The sequence below is a fragment of the Pontibacter flavimaris genome (assembly GCF_001907195.1).
Taxonomy (GTDB): Bacteria; Bacteroidota; Bacteroidia; order Cytophagales; family Hymenobacteraceae; genus Pontibacter; species Pontibacter flavimaris.
In genome coordinates this window covers 298,000-321,642 of the sequence record NZ_LVWA01000002.1, presented here as the reverse complement: position 1 = coordinate 321,642, position 23,643 = coordinate 298,000, and the positions used below count along the sequence as shown (strand labels likewise).

Sequence of the window (23,643 nt, the reverse complement as noted above, 5' to 3'; positions counted from 1 at the left end):
GGACGGCTAGCAGGCGGCATTTGTAGGTTGCTGGTGCCGTGGAATCTTAGAAAGGTCCGGTTGTGCAGATGTATGTGGTGATTAATCACATTTATTTTAGGCCGGTTTTATTTTTTGTAAAGCTCACGCATCTTATTATATTCGTGAGCTAGTAGCTTAAGGAAATGATGCCTGCATAAGTAGAACTTACCCGTCATAGCAGGTGTTGACCTTAGCGGCGACTCGTCTGGGTAGGCGAGACCAACACAATAGTATACTCTTTGTTATATACTTATGGATAGGCGATCGGCTGTAAAAGGCCTGTTGATTTTTGCGGGGAGCGTGGCCGTGCTGCCTTCCTGCGTGCTGGAGGAGGGTAAGGCCTCCATCCCGCTGGACCACCTGGATGTATCGGCCGGGGAGGAGGAACTGCTGGCCGAAGTGGTGGAGACGCTCATCCCCGCCACCGACACGCCCGGCGCCAAAGCCATGGGCCTGCACCTGTTCACGCTCAAGATGCTCGACGACTGCTATTCCAGGGAGGACCAGCAGACATTCATGACGGGCATGACCGCCTTCGCGGAGCTAGCAAAGGAACAGACGGGAAAGCGGTTTACCAAGTGTAGCCCGGAGCAGCGCCAGCAGGTGGTTGCCAGTGTAAACACCCGGCAGGCACCCGAGGAGGTGCTCACCTTCTACAACATCCTCAAGGGCGAGACGATCAAGGGCTACCTCAACTCCGAGCTGGTGATGACCACCCTCCGGGTATACGAGCTGGTGCCGGGTCGCTACGAGGCCTACTATCCTGTAACAGCAGAAGCACAGATAAGCTAATGGCGAATTTGAACATAGACAGCGTGAAAGCGCGCACCTTCGACGCGATCGTGGTCGGCTCGGGGATAAGCGGTGGCTGGGCAGCCAAGGAGCTGACGGAGAAGGGGCTGAAAACCCTGGTACTGGAGCGCGGCCGCGACGTGAAGCACAACCGCGACTACCCCACCACCAACAAGATGCCCTACGAGTTTGAGCACCGCGGGCAGGTGCCCCTGGAGATACGGGAGAAGGAGCCGGTGGTGAGCCGCTGCTACGCCTTCCGCGAGGATGCCATGCACTTCTTTACCAGGGACTCCGAGCACCCCTACGTGCAGGAGAAGCCCTTCGACTGGATACGCGGCTACCAGGTGGGCGGCAAGTCGCTTTTATGGGCGCGGCAAACACAGCGCTGGAGCGATTTTGACTTTGATGGGCCTGCCCGTGACGGCTTCGCTGTGGACTGGCCCATCCGTTACAAGGACCTGGCGCCCTGGTACAGCCACGTGGAGAAGTTTGCCGGCATCTCCGGTAACAGCGATGGACTGGCCGAGCTGCCGGACGGGGAGTTTTTGCCCCCTTACCCGCTCAACAGCGTGGAGAATTACTTCCGCCAGCAGCTCAAGACGCACTACGGCAACCGCCACGTCATCAGCGCCCGCTGCGCGCACCTGTCCAAGCCCAACCAGATCCACTTCGACCAGGGGCGTGGGCAGTGCCAGAACCGCACCCTCTGCCAGCGCGGCTGCCCCTTCGGCGGCTACTTTAGCAGTAACTCCTCCACACTGCCCTGGGCCGAGCGCACGGGCAACCTCACGCTCCGGCCGTTTTCGGTGGTGGAGTCGGTGATTTACGACGAGAAAGCCGGAAAAGCAACGGGCGTGCGTGTGGTGGATACCAACACCAAGGAGGTGATCGAATATTACGCCCGCATCATCTTCGTGAACGCCTCGGCGCTGCATACCAACCACATCCTGCTCAACTCCACTTCCGCGCGCTTCCCCAACGGGTTGGGCAACGACAGCGGGGTGCTGGGCAAGTACGTGGGCTTCCATAACTACCGGGCCAGGATATCGGCCGAGTATGACGGGCTGCTGCAGTACGCCACGGCAGGCCGCAACCCATCCGATGGGGGTTATATTCCGCGCTTCAGGAACCTGCACAAGCAGGAAACCGATTTCCTGAGAGGCTACGCCGCTGGCTTTGGGGCCCGCCGCTACCAGGTAGAGGACCGCTCCGGCTTTGGCGAGGACCTGAAGCAACAACTGTTGAATCCCACGTGGAGCAACTGGAATGTGGGCTCGCACATGATGGGGGAGACTATCCCGAAGGAGGGGAACTTCGTGGGCCTCGACAAGGACCAGAAGGACGCCTGGGGAGTGCCGCTCTTGCGCATCAACATCGGCTACGACGACAACGACGAGAAGATGATCAAAGACTACCTCGAGCAGATGACGGAGATGTTCACCAAGGCGGGCTTCACCAACATCAGAGCCACGGACTCGAAGCAGGCGCCGGGCCTGGACATCCACGAGATGGGCGGCGTGCGGATGGGCCATGACCCGAAGACCTCGCTGTTGAACAAGTATAACCAGCTGCACGCCTGCCAGAATGTGTTCGTTACCGATGGCGCCTGCATGACCTCGACCTCCACGCAGAACCCCTCGCTCACCTACATGGCCCTGACGGCCCGTGCCGTGGACCACGCCGTGAGCGAGATGAAGAAGGGGAATCTGTAAGCGTTATACTTTCATCAAACTATAAGTGTCTGCCGTTTCAGAACGGCAGACACTTATAGTTTATACTTTTCTATACTTTATACTTTCAGCTGCGATTCTCACGCTTCGTGAAGGTGTAGACCCACCCCTAACCCCTCCAAGGAGGGAATAATATCACAGTTAAGAAACTCCCCTCCTTGGAGGGGTTAGGGGTGGGCTCCTCGCAAATTGAGTTTATACTTTTAGCTACTCTTTGCCCGCCACATACTTGTACACCAACTCCGATACTTTCGCCATCGCCTCCATCCCGGCTTTCTCATCCTTTAAATCTTTAGATAAAAGCACCAGCACATACTTTTGTCCGTCGGGAAGTATAACAATGCCGGAGTCGTGGCGCACGCCGGTGATCCAGCCGGTTTTATGGGCCACCTTTACCTCTTTCGGCAATCGGGCTGGTATGATTTCCCGGTGGCGCTGGTCGAGCAGGATGCGGATCATTTCCTGAGAGGCTTCCGGATTTACGGCTTTGCCGGTAGCGATCTGCTCGAAGATCAGCATCAGGTCGTAGGCGGTGGTCGTGTTGTTGAGCCCCTGCTCGTAAGCCTTGCTGTCTTCCACGCCGCGCAGCACCTGTATATCCTGGGCGCCCAACTCACGCATGGTCTGGGTAACCTGCTTTGCGTCCAGTTCCTCTATCATCAGGTTGGTGGCCAGGTTGCTGCTCTGGATGATCATCTTGTAAAGCAGCTCCGACACGGGCCGCTTCTGTCCGACAAAAGTATAAAGCTCCTGCTCGCTGTCGTCCACGGGGCTGATGCTATACATGCTGCCGTCCATGATGCTCTTAAACCCGTTGCGGACAAGTATGGAATCTGACAAAGAGAGCTTCCCCGCAGCAGCCTGTTTGTAAGCCTCGATCAGCACGGGCGTTTTCATGGTGCTGGCTGCATGGAAGCTCTCCCGCTCGTTCAGCAGCAACTCCTCGCCAGTTGCCATGTCCTTGAACGCTACGGCAAAGGTTCCTTCCTGCTTTTCTAACTCTTCCGTTATTTGCTGGCGTAGCGCATGCATGGTTGTTTCGGGTTTAGACGCGGTGCAGCCTGCCAGAAGTATAAACAGGCCCGGCAAGTATAAAAGGGTACGTATCATCATTCGCATACGCTTAAAGGTTGCAGGAGAGGCTAGCGGAATTCCGGCCAAGGTCACAGCCCAGGCGCACCTCCTTTTCAAAGGGTAATGGAGCAACGAAAGCCTTGGGGATACGCTTAAGCAGCCCCAACTTATGAAATATTTAGTACATTTACAGTCGCTGTATGAACTGTTTTAGAAGCGCTGCCGCCAAGGAAAAATCTGCCAGGGTGACGTTACGATACATGCGGATCCAACTATAAATATACTGTTTTGATAGCCAATAAGAAGCGCCTCCTACTTTCTTCGTGCCTGTTGCTTTTAAGCTGCGCCCTTTTGCTGGCGGGGTGCAAGACTGTATCGGATAGGGGTACGGGAGCACCTGAAAACACACCCACGGTGCAGCACTTTAACGATGGCTGGGAGTTTGTCCGGGATGCAGACTCCGCCTCCGTTTTTTCAGGGCAGTCCAGCCTGACGTGGGAGCAGGTATCGCTGCCGCACACCGCCCGCCTGGAGCCCATCCGCAAAACAGCGCAGCAGTGGCAGGGAACAGCCTTCTACCGGAAATCTTTTAAGCTGCCGGCAGCCGACCAAGGGAAACACATCGCCCTGAAGTTTGAAGCCGCCATGCAGGTGGCCGATGTATACCTGAACGGGCAGCACTTTTTCCGGCACCTGGGCGGTTACCTGCCGTTTTACGTCGATATCTCTGATAAGGCAAAGTATGGCCAGGAGAACACGGTGCTGGTAAAGCTCAACAACGAGGACAACCCACGCGTGGCCCCCGGCAAACCCCTGGCCGACCTCGACTTCAACTACTACAGCGGCATCTACCGTAACGTATACCTCATCACCAAAGACAAACTGCATATTTCGGACGCCGTGGCTGCCAACCGGGTGGCTGGAGGCGGCGTGCTGCTGCACTACGAGCAGGTAAGTATAAATGGCGCCACCCTAAACGTGCAGACGGAGCTGAAGAACGACCACCCCGAGCAGCGGGAGGCGCAGGTCAGAGTCATACTTGCGGACAGCAGCGGCAACAAGGTAGGGGAGGCGCTCTCCGAAAGTATACTGGTGCAGCCGGGCCGGTTCGGTACGCTCAAACAACGTATCACCATCACCAACCCGAAGCTGTGGTCGCCGGTTGCGCCCTACTTATACAGCGTAACGGTGGAGCTGCTGCATGAAGGAAGGTTGATTGACCAACAAAGTATAAAAACAGGCGTGAAGACCTTCCGCTTCGCCAAGGACGGCTTTTACCTGAACGGCGTGAAGTTATACCTGCGCGGCACCAACCGCCACCAGGAGTATCCTTACGTAGGCTATGCCCTTTCCGACAATGCCAACTACCGCGATGCTTATAAGATAAAGGAGGCCGGTTTCAACTTCGTGCGTTTGTCGCATTACCCGCAGTCGCCGGCGTTTATGGAGGCTTGTGATGAACTGGGGCTGCTGACGATGGATGCCCTGCCGGGCTGGCAGTTCTTCGGGGATAGTGTATTTCAGAAAAACGCCCTGCAGGATGTGCGCGACATGGTGCGCCGCGACCGCAATTATACTTCCGTTATACTTTGGGAGGCCTCGCTGAACGAATCGGGGATGACGAAAGAGTTTATGCAAAAGGCCCACCAGGCCGTGCACGAGGAGCTGCCCTTCGATAACATTTATACTTGCGGCTGGCTCAACGACGTGTACGATGTGTTCATCCCCGCCCGACAGCACGCCAAGGCCCCCGATTACTGGAACAAGTATAGCCAGGACAAGCCGCTGCTTATTGCCGAGTACGGCGACTGGGAATACTACGCGCAGAACGCCGGCTTTAACCAGAAAGAGTTTGCCAACCTGAAGGAGGAGGAGCGCACCAGCCGCCAGTTGCGCGGCGCGGGGCAGAAGCGCTTGCTGCAGCAGGCCCTCAACTACCAGGAGGCGCATAACAGCAACCTGCAGGGCCCGGCCGTAGGCGATGCCAACTGGCTTATGTTCGACTACAAGCGCGGCTACGCCGACGACATCGAGGCCTCCGGTATCATGGACATCGTGCGCCTGCCCAAGTTTGCCTACTACTTCTACCAAAGCCAGGCCGGTCCGGACCTGAGCGGGAAATCCGCCTTCCATAAACCGATGGTTTTCATCGCCAACTACTGGAACGACCCGGAGAGTAAGACTGTGAAAGTATACAGCAACACCGAGGAGGTGGAACTGCAACTCAACGGCAAAACCATCGCCCGCCAGAAGCCGGATCAGGACAGGAATTCCACGCACCTGCCGCACCCACCGTTCACCTTTGAGGTACCCACGTATGAGCCCGGAAATTTAACTGCCATCGGCTACATCAACAACCAAAAGGTAGCCACGCACGGGCAACGCACGGCAGGCAAACCGGCTAAACTCATACTTCGCGCCGATTACAGCGGCAAAAAACTGCAGGCGGGCGTAAACGACGCGGTGCTTGTGTATGCCAGCGTAGCCGATGAACATGGAACGGTGGTGCCGGATGCCGTGAATGCAGTACGCTTTGCTGTAGAGGGAGATGCTGAGATTATAGGCGCAGAAGTGGTAGAGGCAGAAGCCGGCATTGCCGCCATACTTGTAAAAGCCGGAAAGCAGGCAGGTACGATTAAAGTAAAGGCGCAGGCGGATGACCTGGAAGCCGCGACTTATACTTTGGAGGCCGTGAAAGGGATAAAATAGAATATACCTTGTAAATTGCCCCTTGGGAAAAGGAGAGCGGAAAGCTCCCTGACAGCAAAAGCCATACTTACAAAAGATGTTACAAGAGATTAAAGATAAATTCAAAGAACTGTACGAGCAGGAGCCGCTCGTGGTGCGTTCACCCGGAAGGGTAAACCTGATTGGCGAGCACACCGATTACAACGACGGCTTTGTGCTGCCGGCCGCCATCAATAAGGAAATATACTTTGCCGTGGCGCCCAACAACACCAACACTTTTAGAGCCTACGCTTACGACCTGCAGGAAGGAGGCGAATTTGACCTGGGCCAGGTGCAGCGCTCTGAAAAGAGCTGGGCCAATTACCTGCTGGGCGTGGTCGCGCAACTGCAACAGGCAAAGTATGAGGTGAAGGGCTTCGACCTGGTGTACGGCGGCAACATCCCGATCGGGGCCGGGTTGTCGTCCTCAGCGGCCGTGGAGTGCGGGCTGGCCTATGCGCTAAACCATATCTTTGGGTTCAACATTCCGAAGTTCGACCTGGTGAAGATGGCGCAGCTGGCCGAGCACGAGTACGCAGGCGTCAAGTGCGGCATCATGGACCAGTTCGCCAGCATGTACGGCCGTCAGGACCACGCCGTGAAGCTTGACTGCCGCTCCCTCGACTTCGACTACTACCACCTGGAAATGGCCGATTACCGCATCGTGCTTTGCGACACGCAGGTGAAGCATAACCTGGCCTCCTCGGAGTACAACACCCGCCGCCAGGAGTGCGAAGCGGGCGTGGCGCTGCTGCAACGCCACTACCCGCAGGTAAAGAGCCTGCGCGATGTGACAGTGCCGATGCTGGAGCTGCACCAGGAGGAGTTTGAGCCTACCGTGTACAGGCGCTGCACCTACGTGGTGCACGAGAACATCCGCGTGGAGGAGGCCTGCCAGGCGCTGGAGCAGGGCGATATGAAAACCTTCGGCGAGAAGATGTACGCCTCGCACCGCGGCCTGCAGCACGACTACGGGGTGAGCTGCCCGGAACTCGACTTTTTGGTGGACCAGGCGCGGGAGATGGACAGTGTGCTGGGCGCGCGCATGATGGGCGGCGGCTTCGGTGGCTGCACCATTAACCTGGTAAAGCTGGAGGCGCTGGATGCCTTCATTCAAAGTATGGAAGAGGCCTACAAACTGCAGTTCGGCATCGCGCTGAAGACCTACGTGGCCGAGATCGTGGACGGCAGCAGCCTGGTGGAGCCAAGCCAGATTTAGAACCTTTAGCAATTAACCCAACTCCGGGGAGCAGGGCTGTTGAGCTCTAACTTAGAGCGCTGATTCATGACGTTAGAGCTGAAAATAGTTAGAGCCAGAGTCTCCCCTTGAGGGGAGTTAGAGGGGTGTCAGAACTTAGCAGATGACATTTGCCGCTGGCTTTACACCCCTGTAGTCCCCTCAAGGGAACAGTTTCTGTAGAACTTAACAGCCCTGCTCCTGGGAGGGAATAGAGGTGAGTTCACTCCTTAATAACAATAGTTAATCGTAACTTAAAGTATAAATGCCCCCAGCGGCATCAAATAAAAGAAGAATACCAATGCCTACGTTTGATTTAGCGGAGCACCCGCACAGAAGATACAACCCGCTCACCGGCGAATGGGTGCTCGTGTCGCCGCACCGGGCCAAGCGCCCGTGGCAGGGGCAGCAGGAGGAGCAAAGCCCCGACACGCGCCCTACCTATGACCCCAGCTGTTACCTTTGCCCCACCAATACCCGCGCCAACGGCGAGCAGAACCCGGATTACGCGTCCACTTATGTGTTTGACAATGACTTTGGCGCGCTGCAGGAGGAAACACCCGACGGAGCTTATGTGGTGGGCGATCTGATCCGGGCCGAGAGCGAGCGCGGCATCTGCCGGGTGATCTGTTTCTCTCCGCGCCACGACCTGACGCTGGCCGATATGGAACCCCAGGACATACGCAAAGTGGTGGACCTGTGGCAGCAGGAGTATGCCGAGCTAGGTTCAAGGGACTTCATCAACTACGTGCAGATCTTCGAGAACAAGGGCCAAATCATGGGTTGCAGCAACCCGCACCCGCACGGGCAGATCTGGGCGCAGCGCACCGTGCCCGTGGAGCCGGCCAAGGAGACCACGCAGCAGGGTTTATACTATGAGCAGCACCAGCGCAGCCTGCTGGCCGATTACCTGGCCCTGGAGCTGGAAACGCGCGAGCGGGTGGTGGCCGAGAATGAGCATTTCGTGGCGCTGGTGCCTTTCTGGGCCGTGTGGCCTTTTGAGACGATCCTCATCAGCAAGCGCCACTTCCAGCACATCGGGCAGATGCATGAGGAGGAGAAGAACAGCTTTGCGCAGATCATTAAGACCCTCACTGCCGCCTACGATCAGGTGTTCGGCATCTCGTTCCCGTACTCCTCGGGCATTCACCAAAGCCCCACTGACGGGCAGGCGTACCCGGGCTGGCACTTCCACATGCACTTTTACCCGCCGCTCTTGCGCTCGGCCACGGTGAAGAAATTCATGGTAGGCTACGAGATGATGGGCAACCCGCAGCGCGACATCACCCCGGAAGCGGCCGCCCAATTGCTCCGCTCCCTGGTGCGTTAAACCAGGGCCGGCTATACTTTGCTATACTTTTATCAGGCAGCTTCATAAGTATAAGCAGTTGTAAACGCGTGTATTAGGCGTTGCGCATGTGTTTTAAATATATCCTCCATATTAAGATTATAGACTAAATCCTCTATATTAGGCACCTAAAACGAACCTTACATGAATCTTTCTACACTCGACATTGCTATTTTCCTGGGGTATTGCGTGCTCATCATTGTGGTGGGCCTGTGGGTTTCCAGGGAGAAGAAAGGGCACGTCAAAAACTCTACCGACTACTTTCTGGCCAGCAAGTCGCTGCCCTGGTGGGCTATCGGAGCCTCGCTGATCGCCTCTAACATTTCGGCAGAGCAGTTTATCGGGATGTCGGGCTCGGGCTTCGCCATTGGCCTGGGCATTGCCAGCTATGAGTTCATGGCGGCTGTTACCCTGCTGTTGGTAGCCAAGTACTTCCTTCCTATTTACATTAAGGAGGGTATCTTCACCATGCCGCAATTCCTCAAGCTGCGCTACGACGACCGCATCCGAACCAGCCTGGCCGTTTTCTGGATCATGCTCTACATCTTCGTGAACCTGACCACCGTTTTATACTTGTCGGCGCTGGCGCTGAGCGTGGTGCTGGACATCAGCACGACAAGCGCCATCATCGGCCTGGCGGCGGTAGCGGTGACCTACTCTGTTTACGGTGGTCTTAAGGCGGTAGCCTGGACGGACGTGATCCAGGTGATCTTCCTGATCCTGGGCGGATTGGTAACCACTTACCTGGCGCTGGATGCCGTGAGTGGCGGAGAAGGCCCGGTTAAGGGCCTGGGTATGCTCTTTGAAAAGGCGCCGGAGAAATTCGATATGATCCTATCGGAGGACAATCCGTTTTACAAGGACCTGCCCGGCATGACGGTGCTCTTCGGCGGCATGTGGATTGCCAACATCAGCTACTGGGGCTTTAACCAGTACATCATACAGCGTGCGCTGGCCGCTAAAAGTATAAAGGAAGTACAGTGGGGCCTTGTGTTCGCTGCATTCCTGAAGCTGTTGATTCCGCTGGTAGTGGTGCTTCCTGGTATCGCGGCCTTTGCGCTGAATGCCGAGATCAGCCGTTACGACGAGGCTTACCCCTGGTTGCTGGGCAACCTGGTGCCTACCGGTGTCAAAGGGCTTGCGTTTGCAGCGCTGATTGCAGCGGCTCTGTCCTCACTGAGCTCGATGATGAACTCCACAGCCACCATCTTCACCATGGACATCTACAAGTCGCACCTGAAGAAAGATGCCTCGGAGACCCAGATGGTGACGGTAGGCCGACTGGTGAGCCTGGTTTCGATCATCATTGCGGGGCTGGTGGCCGAACCACTACTCGGTGGCGAGGAACAGATCTTCCAATTCATCCAGAAGTATACCGGCTACGTGAGCCCGGGCATTGTGGTCTTGTTCGTATTCGGCCTGTTCTGGAAGCGTGCTACTTCCAACGCGGCCCTGGCAACAGCCATTGCCTCGGTACCATTCAGCATCATCATTGACCTTGCTTTCCCAACCATGCCATTCCTGGATCAGATGGGGCTGGTGTTCCTGTTGCTGTCTGCGCTGATGGTGGGCATCTCTTTGTGGGAGAACAGCCGGGGCAAGTATCCGGAATATACGGTTAGCCTTGATAAAGGGCTTTTCCGCACGGACAGCGTCTTTAACGTGTCTGCCACTGCCATCTTGTTTGTAGTGGCCGCTATTTACATTGTGTTCTGGTAGAGGGACAAGCCTCCTATTTAATAGAAACAGAAACAGCCGGTACAAATGTGCCGGCTGTTTCTGTTTCATACTTGCCTGATGCCTGGCAGAAGGAACCAGGAGAAGCAAGACGTAGTACTGCTGTCCTCCGTCCGCTTAGCGAGAGGTAGTGTCTGCCTCTGTTTGGCTGGAGACGGTGTCTACCTCGAGGCGTCTGTTCTCGCCGCTATCCAGTTCAAGCTGTGGCGAGATCTCTTCTCCCGAGCCGATCTCCACGCTCTCGTCAATATTAGTCTCTTCCATCGTTGCCTCCTCCGCGGTGGTATTGTCCGAGGCATCGGAACAGGCAAAGGTGAAGGCTCCCAAGGCAATAAATAGTATCTTTTTCATAGCATAAGTCTTTGGTCTGAGTTCAATTTAACGCAGTGCAGGACAGATAGGTTATCACCAGTAGCTTCAAAAATGGTGTTTATCAGGCGGTTATACTTTGTGTAAAAGTATGGGAGCCATGCATGAGATAAGGGAAAGGATAGCGTTTTTATACTTTGGAGAGTTCAGGAAAGTATGGCTTTGGCAGGAAAGCAGAGCGCCCACCCTCCGAAGAAGGCAGGCGCTCCGTTTTATACTTGATCCACCGCAATGGTAGCACAAAGTATGGTTTTCTTACTTCAAAGCCTTTGTTTTGCGGGCGGAAGGGTAATCCGCCGCAGACACATCCTCATCGGCCTCCAGAGACCAGCCTGTTTTCAGGCCGATCACGAACCAGGCCAGCGCCACCACGCCACCGGCGAATATAGTGTCACCTACCACGCGGAGCCAGCGCAGGAGCTCCATCGTATCCGTCTGCATAAACTCCATGGAGCGGGCGTACCACAGGCCGTACTCCACGCTGGCCCAGGTTTGCAGCAGCCCGATCGGCAGCACGCTTATCAGCACCATCAGCATCAAACCGATGTTAATGGACCAGAACGCGAAGCTGATCACCCCATCCTTCCAGCGGCGGCGGGCCGAGAGGCCCTTCAGCACGAACAGCATCAGGCCGATGCCCAGCATGCCGTAGACCCCAAACAAGGCCGTGTGCGCGTGAACCGGTGTGGTATTGAGTCCCTGCATGTAGTAGAGCGCAATCGGCGGGTTGATCACGAAGCCGAACACACCGGCCCCCACCAGGTTCCAGAAGGCCACGGCCACAAACGAGTAGATCGGCCATTTGTAAGCCTTGATCCACTGTGTGGCGCGGCTGAGTTCGAGGTTATGGTAGGCCTCGAAGCCGATGAGCACGAGCGGCACCACTTCCAGCGCGCTGAAGGTGGCCCCCAGCGCCATCACGGCAGTTGGCGTGCCGCTAAAGTATAAGTGGTGGAATGTGCCGATGATACCCCCAAACAGGAAGATGATGGTGGAGAACAGCACCGTTGTGGTGGCCATTTTGGTATCCAGCAGGCCCATGCGCACAAACAGGAAGGCGATCACCACGGTGGCAAATACCTCGAAGAAGCCTTCTACCCACAGGTGTACCACCCACCAGCGCCAGTACTCGGCAATGGCCAGGTTGGTGTGCTGTCCCCACATCAGGCCGGAGGCGTAGAAGATGGCGATGGCAGCCGAGGAGATCAGGAACATGCCCAGCAGGTGGCGGCCTTCCACGTCATTTCTAAAGGCAGGCATAATGGCGCGCACCATCAATGCCAGCCACAGGAACAGGCCCACCAGCAGGAAGATCTGCCAGAAACGACCTAAATCCACATACTCGTAGCCCTGGTGGCCGAACCAGAAGTTCTCTCCGTAGCCCAGCTTCTGCATCACGCCGTACCACTGCCCGGCCAGCGAGCCCGCCACAATGATCAATAAGCACGTGAAGAGGAAGTTGACGCCCAGTTTCTGGAACTTGGGCTCGTGGCCCGACACGGCCGGGGCAATGTATAAGCCGGTAGCCAGCCAGGACGTTGCGATCCAGAAAATAGCCAGCTGCACGTGCCAGGTGCGGGTGATGGAGTAGGGGAGGTAATCAGCCAGCGGGAAGCCGTAGAGTGCCTGGCCTTCCACGCCGTAGTGCGCCGTCACCACGCCCAGCGTTACCTGCACCAGGATCAGGGCCGTCACGATCCAGAAGTATTTCAGCGTCGCCTTCATGGAGGGCGTAGCCTTCAGGCCCAGCAGCGGGTCCTGCTTCGGCAGTTTGGAGGTGTCGATCTCCTCCTCGCGGTTGGAGGCATAGTAATAAGCCAGCAGCCCCACGCCAGCGATAAGTATGATCACACTGAAGCCTGTCCAGATGATGAGGTCAGAGCTGGGCTCGTTGGCCACCAGTTTCTCGGCGGGCCAGTTGTTGGTATAGGTGATGTTCTTGCCGGGGCGCTCGGTAACGCAGGCCCAGGAAGTCCAGAAGAAGAAGGCGTTCATCTTGCGCATGCGCTCCGGGTCGCTCACCGTGTTGTCCTTCATGGCGTAGGCATCGCGGTACACGGCCAGCGCCGGGTCATTCATAAACAGGCCGGTGTAATGGCTGCTGACATCGGCAATGGCCGCCGCGCGCAGGTCGGACACGGTGAGCACGCCTGTTTCAGCGTCATAGGTGTTGGCCCGTATCTGCTTTTGCAGGCGCGCCTGCAGCATGGCCTGTATTTCCTCGTCCAACTCGTCGTGGGTTACGCCTTTCTCCTGCTGTGCCCAGGTATCCAGAAAGAACATGGCCTCTTTGTGCAGCCACTCGGCGCTCCAGTCGGGGGCAACGTAGGCGCCGTGGCCCCAGATAGAGCCCAGTTCCTGTCCGCCAACCGACTGCCATACGTTCTGCCCGTCCTTGATGTCATGTGCGGTGAACAGCACCTCGCCGGAGGCGGTTATCACTTTGTCGGGAATAGGCGGCGCTTGTCTGTAGATCTCGGTTCCGTAGTAGCCGAGTACAGCAAAGGATCCCACCATCACAGCGATGAATCCCAGCCAGAGTTTTTTATACTTCATTAGAGTAATGGTTAAATAGTAAACGTGTTTGTATGTAAAAATTGAGTGTGATTTAGCGGATAGTGGCCCTGCAACTCAGCTGTGGCTGCGGTGCGGGTTTCGGCCTTAAAACAAGTATGCCAGGCTGACAGGAGTCAAGGCGGTAGGTAAAGTCGTTTTTAAGGCCTAGCTTGCCGAGGTATGAAGTATGAATTCCAGTGTCGATATTATAGCTGCCGTTGCAGGCCTGGCTGGTAACTGGTATGGTCAAGAGGGCAGCAAGAAGTATGAACAGCCTTTTCATGCCTGTAACTCGTTAAAAGTATAGAGAAGCCCTGTGCGCTTCGCGCAGAGGTGGCTGGCGGCATAGGACCGGTCTGCCTGAAAAAGCATGTGGATGTCGGTACTGCTCAGTGGCTGCACCACTGCAATTACGACCAGCAACATCCATACAACACGCTTCATGCCTTCACCTATCAGGGTTTGGGCTCAAAGGTCTTATCAGGTGATTTCTGGAAAAATGACTTATGTCATCATTAAAAGAGATAAAGGTCTTTTGTTGGACAGGCCAACATGTATACTTTTGTACCGTAAACAATCACTTAAATTCCTAAGCACTAATTAAAATTTACGCAGACATGAGAAAAAATCCAAGTGAATCGATGATGACCAAATTGTTTAAACCACTGCAATTAGCCGTTATGGCCATGCTGTTTAGTACCGTGCTTTTCAGCTGCTCCTCAGGAGACGGCGAGAACACCGCTGCCACCGATCAAGAAGAGAGCGGGCTGGCTAACCAGGCTGAAGCACCTGCTGAGGACGATGGAAAAGGAGTAGGTCCTGTTACGTCTGTGGAAGTGGGTGAGGGAATAGACGAGGCGCTCGCCGCTGAGGGCAAGACTATCTTCGAGGGCAAGTGCTCGGCCTGCCACCAGTTGTCTGACCAGAAGATCGTGGGCCCTGGCCTGGCTGGTGTAACGGATCGCCGCAAGCCAGAGTGGATCATGAACATGATGATCAACCCAGAGGAGATGACCAAGAAGGACCCACAAGCCAAGAAACTGCTTGCTGAGCACTTAACACAGATGACAAACCAGAACATCACTGAGTCTGATGCCAGGGCCCTGCTGGAGTTCCTGAGACAGAACGACCAGAATAGCTAACAGCAACACTTCGATAATAAGCAAAAACCCATAATCATTATGGAAACCCTGATCAGTAAATTCAAGAAAGTAGCACCTAAGGCAGCCCTTCTAATGGCGGTGGCTGCCGGTGCGGCGCTACAAGGTTGTAACAAAACCGGCGGCGACGACAGCGATAAGGCTGTTGACTCTGATGCAGCCTCTGCCGTGTATGTGGCACCAGGCGAGCACGATGAGTTGTACTCCTTCCTGTCTGGCGGCTTTAACGGCCAGATGTCCGTGTACGGCATCCCTTCCGGCAGGCTGCTGAAGATCATCCCGGTATTCTCGCAGTTCCCGGAGAACGGCTACGGCTACAACGAGGAGACCAAGCCGATGCTGCAGACCTCGCATGGCTTTGTGCCCTGGGATGACCTGCACCACCCGAAACTGTCCCGTACCGACGGTATGGCCGATGGCCGCTGGCTTTTCGTGAACGGTAACAACACGCCGCGCGTGGCCCGTATCGACCTGAAAACCTTCGAGACCGTGGAGATCATGGAGATCCCGAACTCAGCAGGTAACCACTGCTCCCCATACCCAACCAATAACAACGAGTACGTTATTGCCGGTACACGCTTCTCTGTTCCGCTGGATATGAAAGGCGGCACTGCCGACGTAAGTATGGAAGAGTACAAGGACAAGTTCAGAGGCTCTATCTCCTTTATCAAGGTGGATAAGGAAGATGGCGACATGGAGCTGGACTTCCAGGTGCTGGTGCCAGGCTTCGACTACGACCTGGCCAACGGTGGCAAAGGCCCGTCTAACGACTGGGTGTTCTTTACCACGTACAATACCGAGAAATCCGCTACGCTGAAGGAACTGGGTGCTTCCCAGAACGACAGAGACTACCTGGCGGCCATTAACTGGAAACTGGCAGCCAAGTATGCGGCAGAAGGAAAGGCACACGAAATGCCGGCCAACTACTACCACAACAAGCTGGACCACGGTTCTTTCCAGGCTAAGTCCGAAGTGAAGAAAACCGTACGCTACCTGCTTCCGGAAGAGTGCCCGGGCATGATGTACCTGCTGCCGGCGCCTAAGTCACCGCACGGTATCGACGTAGACCCAACCGGCGAGTACATGGTGGTAAACGGCAAGCTTGCCTCTTCGCTGCCAGTGTTCTCCTTCTCTAAAATGGAGGAGGCGATCAAGAACAAGGACTTTGACGGTGAGGTGAACGGTATCCCGGTGTTCAAGTATGAGTCTGTACTTTACGGCGAAGTAAAAGAGCCGGGCTTAGGACCATTGCACACCGAGTTCGACGGCAAAGGCAATGCCTACTCTACCATGTTCGTATCGTCTGAGGTGGTGAAGTGGAACGTGAAAGACCTGAAGGTGACGGATAGGATCCCTGTGTACTACTCCCCAGGTCACTTGATGATCCCTGGTGGTGACACGGAGAAGCCTTATGGCAAGTACCTGGTGGTGATGAACAAGATCACAAAAGACCGCTTCCTGCCAACAGGACCGGAGTTGATGCACTCTGCCCAGCTGATCGACATCAGCGGAGAGAAAATGAAGATGCTTCTTGACTTCCCGACAGTAGCCGAACCGCACTACGCGCAGGCCATCAAGGCAGACTTAGTGGCACCGAACAGTGTCAAGTTCCACAAACTGGACGAGAACACGCACCCGGAGGCAGTTAAGAATGAGAAGGACGTGAGCGTGACCCGCAAGGGAAAAACAGTTACCGTGAAGATGACCGCCATCCGAAGCCACTTAACACCGGACAACATCGAGGGAATCCAGGTAGGCGACACCGTGCTCTTCCACGTGACGAACCTGGAGCAGGACTGGGACGTGCCGCACGGATTCGCGGTGATGGGCGCCAACAACGCCGAGACCCTGATCATGCCGGGCGCTACACAGACACTGCGCTGGGTACCGAAACAGGAAGGTGTGTTTCCGTTCTACTGTACTGACTTCTGCTCTGCGCTTCACCAGGAGATGCAGGGATATGTCAGGGTGTCCCCGAAAGGATCAAACGTGCCAATCAAGTTCAGGATGGGCGAGAAAAGGCCCGTTCCACCCGCAACGGCAAGTGTTAACTAACCATTTGCATCGGGCATAACCAAAGCGGAGGCTGCCCAGGCAGCTTCCGCTTATTTTTTGTAGCATAGTACCTAAAATTAAAAAGGATGAAAGCTCTAAGCAGAGTGCTGATGATCATAGCGGCACTATCATTAGGCTTGTTGTTCCTCTTTCCGATGTGGAAGATCTACCTCGAAGCCCCACAATACCCCGAAGGACTGGAAATGCATATCTGGGTGAACCAGATCTCAGGCAGCTCCGAAAGCGTCCTGCAAAACTTCAACATACTCAACCACTACATCGGCATGAGGCCGATCCACGCGGAATCGTTCGCAGAATTAAAGATCATGCCCTACGTTGTCATCTTCTTCATGATAACAGGGGTTATAGTAGGGCTGGTAGGCACACGCAAACTGGTCCTGGCCTGGGTGGCACTGCTGATGGTAGGCGGGGCTGTGGGTATACTTGACTTTTACCTGTGGCTGGTTCGGTTCGGCACGAACCTGGATCCAACCGCGCCTATCAAGATACCGGGCATGACCTACATACCGCCTTTGCTTGGTCATAAAGAATTGCTGAACTTTGATGCGCTCTCGCTACCCTCAACCGGCAGCCTGGGAATCCTGCTGGCCATCGTTTTTGCAGGTATAGCCTTTTATGTCAGCCGAAAAAAAGAAGTTAAAGAAAAGATAACCGCATAGCCATGAAACTGTTAGTAAGTAGCGTAAGCCTGCTTTTTATACTTGTAATCCTTGCCGGCTGCTCCGTGGAGCCCAAGCCGATCCCTTATGGGGAGGCCAACTGTGCCCATTGCAACATGACCGTGTCTGATAACCGGTACGGGGCAGAACTGGTGAATGAGAACGGCAAACCCTACTTCTTCGACTCTGCCGAGTGCCTTGCGGCCTACGTGGCAGAGCAGCCGGAGGTAGGCGACAAAGCGGCTTACCTACTTGTAACAGATTTCACCAACCCTGGCGAACTGGTGGATGCGCACAGCGCGCACTTCCTGCAAAGCGAGGCGCTGCCAAGCCCCATGGGGATGAACCTCACAGCCGTGAAGGATGAGGCGGCCGCCAATCAGATGCAACAGGAGCATGACGGCCAATTGCTCAACTGGGAACAGGTTGTTTTAGCTGTAAAGAATGATGACAAATTTCAGTAAATATACTTTTTTCATACTTGCCGCTGCTTTGCTGCTGTGGGGCCAGACGGCCTCCGGTAGCACCCTGAAGGTCTGTCCGAGCTGTAGCTATACTTCCGTAAAGCAGGCCGTGCAAAAGGCAAAGCCCGGAGATACCGTACTGGTGGACGGCGGCGTGTACCAGGAGTCCGGGATAGAGATTAATGTACCCCTCACCCTGATCGGGAAGAACAACCCTGTGATCGACGGCAACTTTACCGGGCAGCTTATCACCATCACGTCCGACGATGTGACTGTGCAGGGGCTCACGTTGAAAAACGTGGCCACCAGCTACAGGCAGAACGACGCCGCTATCCGGGCCAAGGGCAGGCGCAACCTCCGCATCCTGGACAATACCATCCTGAAGACCTTTTATGGTATTTACCTGGAGGGTTCAGAGGGTATTGTGATAAAGAATAATGTGGTGCAGGGGGAGAACAAGGATAAGATGGAATCCTCACTGGGCAACGCCATCCATTTATACTATACCGACGAAGTAGAGATCAGCGGCAACGATGTGCAGGGCCACCGCGACGGGATTTACCTGGAGGTGGTGAAGGACAGCCAGGTGCGCGATAACCTGAGCCATAAGAACCAGCGCTACGGGCTGCACTTTATGTTCTCGGACCGCAACGTGTACACCCATAACACCTTCCGTAGCAACGGGGCGGGCGTGGCCGTAATGTACACGAGCAACGTGCAGATGGAGCATAACACCTTTGAGGATAACTGGGGTGCCGCCTCCTACGGCCTGCTGCTGAAGGAGATCCGGGACAGCGTAATCCGCAACAACCACTTCCGGCGCAACACCACGGGCATCCACATGGAGAGCTCCAGCCGGCTGGATATAAAAAACAACGATTTTGACCGAAACGGCTGGGCGATAAAAGTGATGACCACGTGCCTGGAGGATACCTTCCGGCTAAACAACTTTACCGGAAACTCCTTTGACGTGAGCACCAACGGCAATTCGCAGCACAACCATTTTGAGAACAACTACTGGGACAAGTACAGCGGCTACGACCTGGACAAAGACAAGGTAGGCGACGTGCCCTACCGCCCGGTAAGCCTGTACTCGATGCTGGTGGAGCGGGTGCCTCCCTCCGTGATGTTTATGCGCAGCTTTATGGTAGACCTGATGGACAACATAGAAAAAGTGCTGCCGAGTTTTATACCTGAGAACCTGGTTGATGAACAACCAATGATGAGCAAAATAAATCATGATAACGATAGAAAACTTACGCAAGTCGTACGGGAAGCTGCAGGTGCTGAAGGACGTTAGCGTTAGCTTCGGCGCAGGCAGGGTAGTGTCGGTCATCGGCCCGAACGGCTCCGGCAAAACCACCATGAGCAAGTGTATCCTCGGCATGGTGTTACCCGACAGCGGGGATATTAAGATAGAGGGCGAGAGCGTGCTGAAGAAGTATGCCTACCGCAGCCAGATCGGCTATATGCCGCAGATAGGCCGCTACCCCGAGAACATGAAGATCCGGCAGGTGATCCAGATGATCCGCGACATCCGCAAGGATGCCAAGGTGGTGGATGAGGAGTTGATCGGGCTGTATGGCCTGGAGGGGATGTACGAGAAGCGCATGGGCTCGCTTTCTGGGGGCACCAAGCAGAAAGTAAGCGCCGCGCTGGCCTTCATGTTCGACCCGAAGATCCTCATCCTCGACGAGCCAACCGCCGGCCTGGACCCCATCTCGGCCGAGATTCTCAAGTGCAAAATTCTTAAAGAGAAGAAAAGAGGCAAGCTGATACTGATCACCTCGCACATTATGAGTGAGATAGAGGAGGTGGCCGATGAGGTGATGTGCATGATGGACGGGCATGTGAAGTTCCATGAGACCATCGCAGACATCAAGGCCCACACCAACGAGGAGCGCCTGGGCAAGGCCATCGCAAAAATTATGGAGGAGGAGTAAACCATGAACAAAGTTCTCAAATACGTTTTCTACGATATCATCCGGAACAAAATAGTGCTGGCGTATGCGGTGTTTTTGCTGCTGCTCTCCATCGGGTTGTTTAACCTGGGTGGCAGCCCCGACAAGGCCATACTTAGCCTCCTGAACCTGGTGCTGCTGACGGTGCCGCTGATAAGCATTGTGTTTGCCACCACGCACTTCTACAACTCCTATGAGTTTATGGAACTGCTCGTGGCGCAGCCCATCAACCGCAAAAAGATCTTCCTGAGCGAATACCTGGGCGTAGCCTGCTCGCTCTCCGGCGCGTTTTTGCTGGGCGTGGGCGTGCCGGTGCTGCTGTTCGGGGCCAGCCTCACGGGGTTGTACCTGGTGCTCACGGGTGTGTTCATCACGTTTATCTTTGTGGCGATGGCGTTCCTGGCCTCGGTCATCACCCGCGACAAAGCCAAGGGTATCGGTATTGCGCTGATGCTGTGGTTTTACTTCGCCCTGATCTATGACGGCATCGTGCTGTTTATACTTTACTCTTTCGGCGATTACCCGCTGGAGTATGCCACGCTGGTGATGACGGCACTCAACCCGGTAGACCTGGGCCGCATCATCGTGTTGCTGAACCTGGATGTGTCGGCGCTGATGGGCTACACCGGGGCGCTGTACAAAAGCATACTGGGCAGTCTGTGGGGGATAAGCATGGCCTTTGGCCTGCTGCTGCTGTGGGTGCTGGTGCCTTTCCTGAGTTCCAGAAGGATTTTCTCCAGGAGGGATCTGTAGTATAAAGTATAAAATGCCTGCCCCGGCGGGTGTTTGGAATTGATGTTTTATGATTTTCAGCGCGTAGGGCCACTGCCCTACGCGCTTCTTTTCTTACAGGCTTATGTCCGCGGGTGCCAGATACGTATGAGCTGGTAAGTATAAAGGATGGCAAGTTCACCCCTCCCCAACCCTCCCCTAAGAACAGGGGAGGGAGCTCTGCAGTACCGAATCCAACCACCCCTACCCCTCCTTATCCAAGGAGGGGAGCTTTGTAGTTACTCTGGTTAGGTACAAGTTTTATAGTTTCTGTCTCTGCAAAGTATGAATCCACCCCAGGCACCTCCGAGGAGGTGAATTTATACTTGTAGAGACACTTCATTGTCATCTCGAGCAGGGCGAGAGATCTATCCAGAATTCTAAAGAGATATCTCATTTCATTCGAGATGACAAAAAGGTGGCTATCGAATCTGTTCCAGTCTTTGGGTTGAGCGCCTATGCGAGTTTTTCCGGTGCCGAACGTGAGTGAGGCATTGCGACGTTAGGAGCAAAGGAAAAGCTCCCAGCGCGATGCCCAAAGGCGAGGCCTCCCGGCCATGAGGGCACCAAGGCAGGAAATGAAACTGTAGGTTTGTTGGAACTACAGGATCAGCGGCAACTAACAAGGATAGCTTGGTTCCAGTTGCAGGAGGCAGCGGCAAAGAAAACATAAGCCAGCAAGTATGAAGTATGGCTCACGCGGATTGCAAATCCGAAAGAGCGGTGAAAGTATAAATCAGCAAGTATAAAAGTATAACCAAAGCAAGTATGGCTCAGCGAGCCAGTCGAGGCACAGACTCGACACCATAGTAAGACACAAGTCTGGAGACTTGCGCCAGAGAGGCTTCAAGTATAAAAAGACACAGGCGGACACCCCAAAATGCTCCGCGACTTTCAGCTTGGGCCAGGGAAGTATAAAATGTAGCAGGAGCAGCGAAAGCCGGCGGACCAGCGGCAGAAACCCCTCGTTGTCAGTGGCAACATCAAATATTACCCCCGGAAAATACATCTTTTCCTTACCAAACTCAGTATGTATGGTTTAGCGGCACCCGCACTATAAGCTGCTGCCCTTTAAAGCGTTAAAGGGCCTTTCGTGTTATCTAACCACTTCAGCCTATGGCCACTACCGACATTACCCACAGCGGGGTGCATCCTGTACACGAGGAGCACGAGCATCATAAGCAGAATTTTTTCGAGAAGTATGTTTTCAGCCAGGATCACAAGACCATCTCCAAGCAGTACCTGATCACGGGCATCTTCTGGGCCTTTATCGGCAGCTTTTTGTCGGTGATCTTCCGCCTGCAGCTGGGCTGGCCCGAGGCAACCTTCACGTTCCTGGAGCCTATCCTGGGTGGCTGGATCGAGAACGGCAAAATCAACCCCGAGTTTTACCTGGCGCTGGTTACCATGCACGGCACCATCATGGTGTTCTTCGTGCTGACGGCGGGCCTGAGCGGCACCTTCAGCAACTTGCTCATCCCGCTGCAGATCGGGGCCCGCGACATGGCCTCCGGCTTCATGAACATGCTCTCGTACTGGCTCTTCTTCCTCTCCAGCCTTATCATGTTCTGGTCGCTGTTTCTGGATACTGGGCCTGCCGCCGGCGGCTGGACGGTGTACCCGCCGCTCAGCGTTATGCCCGAAGCCATCCAGGGCTCTGCCGCCGGCATGACGCTCTGGCTTATCGCCATGGCGCTGTTCATCGCCTCCACGCTGCTGGGCGGCATCAACTACATCACCACGGTCATCAACCTCAGAACAAGGGGCATGTCCATGACTCGCCTGCCGCTGACTATCTGGGCCCTCCTCCTGACGGCCATTGTGGGACTTTTGTCGTTCCCGGTGCTGCTGTCGGCAGCCATCCTGCTCATCTTCGACCGCAGCTTCGGCACCAGCTTCTTCCTTTCCGATATCTACATTGCCGGGGAGGCGCTGTCCAACTCGGGCGGCAGCCCTATCCTTTTCCAGCACCTGTTCTGGTTCCTGGGGCACCCGGAAGTATACATCGTGATCCTGCCGACCTTTGGCATCACCTCCGAGGTGATTGCCACCAACGCCCGCAAGCCTATTTTTGGCTACCGGGCCATGATCGGCTCGATGGTCGGTATCTCCGTGCTGTCCATCGTGGTGTGGGCGCACCACATGTTTGTGTCGGGGATGAACCCGTTCCTGGGCTCGGTGTTCATGTTCCTCACGCTGATCATCGCCGTGCCGTCGGCGGTGAAGGTGTTTAACTGGCTGGCTACGCTCTGGCGCGGCAACATCCGCTTTACCACCGCCATGCTGTTTGCCATTGGCTTCGTCTCTATTTTTATTTCGGGGGGCCTGACGGGCATCATACTCGGAAACGCCTCAGTTGACATACAGGTGCACGACACTTACTTTGTGGTGGCGCACTTCCATATGGTGATGGGGGCAGCGGCCTTCTTTGGCATGTTCTGCGGGGTATACCACTGGTTCCCGAAAATGTTTGGCCGCATGATGGATGAGAAACTAGGCTTTGTTCACTTCTGGCTTACCTTTTTGGCGGTGTACCTGGTATTCATCCCGATGCACTACATCGGCATAGCCGGTTTCCCGAGGAGATACTATAACTGGACGGGTTTTGAGACGTTCAGCACCTTCACGGACCTGAACACCTTTATCAGCATTGCGGCGATAGCGGGCTTCTTTGCGCAGTTCGTGTTCCTCTTCAACTTCCTGTACAGCATCTGGCGCGGCAGAAGGGCCTCTGAGAACCCGTGGCACTCCAACACGCTGGAGTGGACCACGCCTGTGGATCTGGGGCACGGCAACTGGCCCGGGGAGCTGCCCACTGTGTACCGCTGGCCCTACGATTACAGCAAGCCGGGCGCACCGGAGGACTACATCCCGCAAACAGTGCCCTACTCGCAAACGGCCTCCTCCAACCTGCCCCACGACAAGGACACCGATTAGACTATGGCTGATAAAACACAG

At 55.3% G+C, this 23,643-nt stretch carries 18 protein-coding genes; 14 read left to right on the top strand and 4 right to left on the bottom strand.

Annotated features, from left to right (window positions below; translation table 11 throughout):
• Nucleotides 1-273: 273 nt before the first annotated feature.
• Nucleotides 274-813 carry a gluconate 2-dehydrogenase subunit 3 family protein gene (locus A3841_RS01365; RefSeq protein ID WP_073850491.1) on the top strand — a complete coding sequence of 180 codons (540 nt, stop codon included), beginning with the start codon at nt 274-276 and terminating at the stop codon, nt 811-813.
• Complete coding sequence (locus A3841_RS01360; RefSeq protein WP_073850490.1) at nt 813-2,528, top strand: GMC oxidoreductase; 1,716 nt, start codon at nt 813-815, stop codon at nt 2,526-2,528. Before A3841_RS01365 ends, A3841_RS01360 begins: the two co-directional genes overlap by 1 nt.
• A gap of 225 nt (nt 2,529-2,753) precedes the next feature.
• Here the strand turns inward: A3841_RS01360 and A3841_RS01355 are convergent, their stop codons facing one another.
• Nucleotides 2,754-3,659 (bottom strand): serine hydrolase, encoded by a 906-nt coding sequence (locus A3841_RS01355; RefSeq protein ID WP_235861243.1) that lies wholly within the window; start codon nt 3,657-3,659, stop codon nt 2,754-2,756.
• 375 nt (nt 3,660-4,034) lie between these two features.
• Here A3841_RS01355 and A3841_RS01350 point away from each other — a divergent pair, with 375 nt between their 5' ends.
• The 4 genes from A3841_RS01350 to A3841_RS01335 all read left to right on the top strand — a co-directional run bounded on the left by A3841_RS01350 (nt 4,035) and on the right by A3841_RS01335 (nt 10,651).
• Entirely contained in the window at nt 4,035-6,329 is a 2,295-nt protein-coding gene (locus tag A3841_RS01350; RefSeq protein WP_235861242.1) for a glycoside hydrolase family 2 protein, read from the top strand.
• A gap of 76 nt (nt 6,330-6,405) precedes the next feature.
• Nucleotides 6,406-7,566, top strand: coding sequence for a galactokinase (locus tag A3841_RS01345; RefSeq protein WP_073850487.1), 1,161 nt, complete (start codon nt 6,406-6,408; stop codon nt 7,564-7,566).
• 319 nt (nt 7,567-7,885) lie between these two features.
• Nucleotides 7,886-8,914, top strand: a complete 1,029-nt coding sequence (locus tag A3841_RS01340) for a UDP-glucose--hexose-1-phosphate uridylyltransferase (RefSeq protein WP_073850486.1) — start codon at nt 7,886-7,888, stop codon at nt 8,912-8,914.
• Nucleotides 8,915-9,076: 162 nt separating this feature from the next.
• The gene (locus A3841_RS01335) at nt 9,077-10,651 is read left to right on the top strand and encodes a sodium/sugar symporter (RefSeq protein WP_073850485.1); all 1,575 of its coding nucleotides are present in this window, start codon (nt 9,077-9,079) and stop codon (nt 10,649-10,651) included.
• Nucleotides 10,652-10,786: 135 nt separating this feature from the next.
• Here A3841_RS01335 and A3841_RS01330 read toward each other — a convergent pair whose 3' ends face one another.
• The 3 genes from A3841_RS01330 to A3841_RS20155 all read right to left on the bottom strand — a co-directional run bounded on the left by A3841_RS01330 (nt 10,787) and on the right by A3841_RS20155 (nt 14,038).
• Complete coding sequence (locus A3841_RS01330; RefSeq protein ID WP_073850484.1) at nt 10,787-11,020, bottom strand: hypothetical protein; 234 nt, start codon at nt 11,018-11,020, stop codon at nt 10,787-10,789.
• Nucleotides 11,021-11,293: 273 nt separating this feature from the next.
• On the bottom strand, nt 11,294-13,594 hold the full coding sequence (locus tag A3841_RS01325; RefSeq protein ID WP_073850483.1) for a nitric-oxide reductase large subunit: 2,301 nt from the start codon (nt 13,592-13,594) through the stop codon (nt 11,294-11,296).
• A gap of 279 nt (nt 13,595-13,873) precedes the next feature.
• A complete protein-coding gene (locus A3841_RS20155) occupies nt 13,874-14,038 on the bottom strand; it encodes a hypothetical protein (protein ID WP_170866124.1) in 165 nt (54 codons plus the stop codon).
• Between the two features lie 173 nt (nt 14,039-14,211).
• Here A3841_RS20155 and A3841_RS01315 point away from each other — a divergent pair, with 173 nt between their 5' ends.
• The 8 genes from A3841_RS01315 (at nt 14,212) to A3841_RS01275 (ending at nt 23,622) form a co-directional block, all read left to right on the top strand.
• On the top strand, nt 14,212-14,736 hold the full coding sequence (locus A3841_RS01315; protein WP_073850481.1) for a c-type cytochrome: 525 nt from the start codon (nt 14,212-14,214) through the stop codon (nt 14,734-14,736).
• Nucleotides 14,737-14,775: 39 nt separating this feature from the next.
• On the top strand, nt 14,776-16,809 hold the full coding sequence (gene nosZ, locus A3841_RS01310; protein WP_073850480.1) for a Sec-dependent nitrous-oxide reductase: 2,034 nt from the start codon (nt 14,776-14,778) through the stop codon (nt 16,807-16,809).
• 86 nt (nt 16,810-16,895) lie between these two features.
• Entirely contained in the window at nt 16,896-17,489 is a 594-nt protein-coding gene (locus A3841_RS01305; protein ID WP_073850479.1) for a hypothetical protein, read from the top strand.
• 2 nt (nt 17,490-17,491) lie between these two features.
• Nucleotides 17,492-17,953: a nitrous oxide reductase accessory protein NosL gene (locus tag A3841_RS01300; RefSeq protein ID WP_073850478.1), complete on the top strand. Its 462-nt coding sequence runs from the start codon at nt 17,492-17,494 to the stop codon at nt 17,951-17,953.
• Entirely contained in the window at nt 17,934-19,253 is a 1,320-nt protein-coding gene (locus A3841_RS01295) for a nitrous oxide reductase family maturation protein NosD (protein WP_235861240.1), read from the top strand. Before A3841_RS01300 ends, A3841_RS01295 begins: the two co-directional genes overlap by 20 nt.
• Entirely contained in the window at nt 19,192-19,896 is a 705-nt protein-coding gene (locus tag A3841_RS01290) for an ABC transporter ATP-binding protein (RefSeq protein WP_073850476.1), read from the top strand. The genes A3841_RS01295 and A3841_RS01290 overlap by 62 nt, the downstream gene beginning before the upstream one ends.
• Before the next feature lie 3 nt (nt 19,897-19,899).
• Nucleotides 19,900-20,667, top strand: coding sequence for an ABC transporter permease subunit (locus A3841_RS01285; RefSeq protein WP_073850475.1), 768 nt, complete (start codon nt 19,900-19,902; stop codon nt 20,665-20,667).
• A 1,134-nt stretch (nt 20,668-21,801) separates the two neighbouring features.
• On the top strand, nt 21,802-23,622 hold the full coding sequence (locus A3841_RS01275; RefSeq protein ID WP_073850473.1) for a cytochrome c oxidase subunit I: 1,821 nt from the start codon (nt 21,802-21,804) through the stop codon (nt 23,620-23,622).
• Nucleotides 23,623-23,643: the final 21 nt, after the last annotated feature.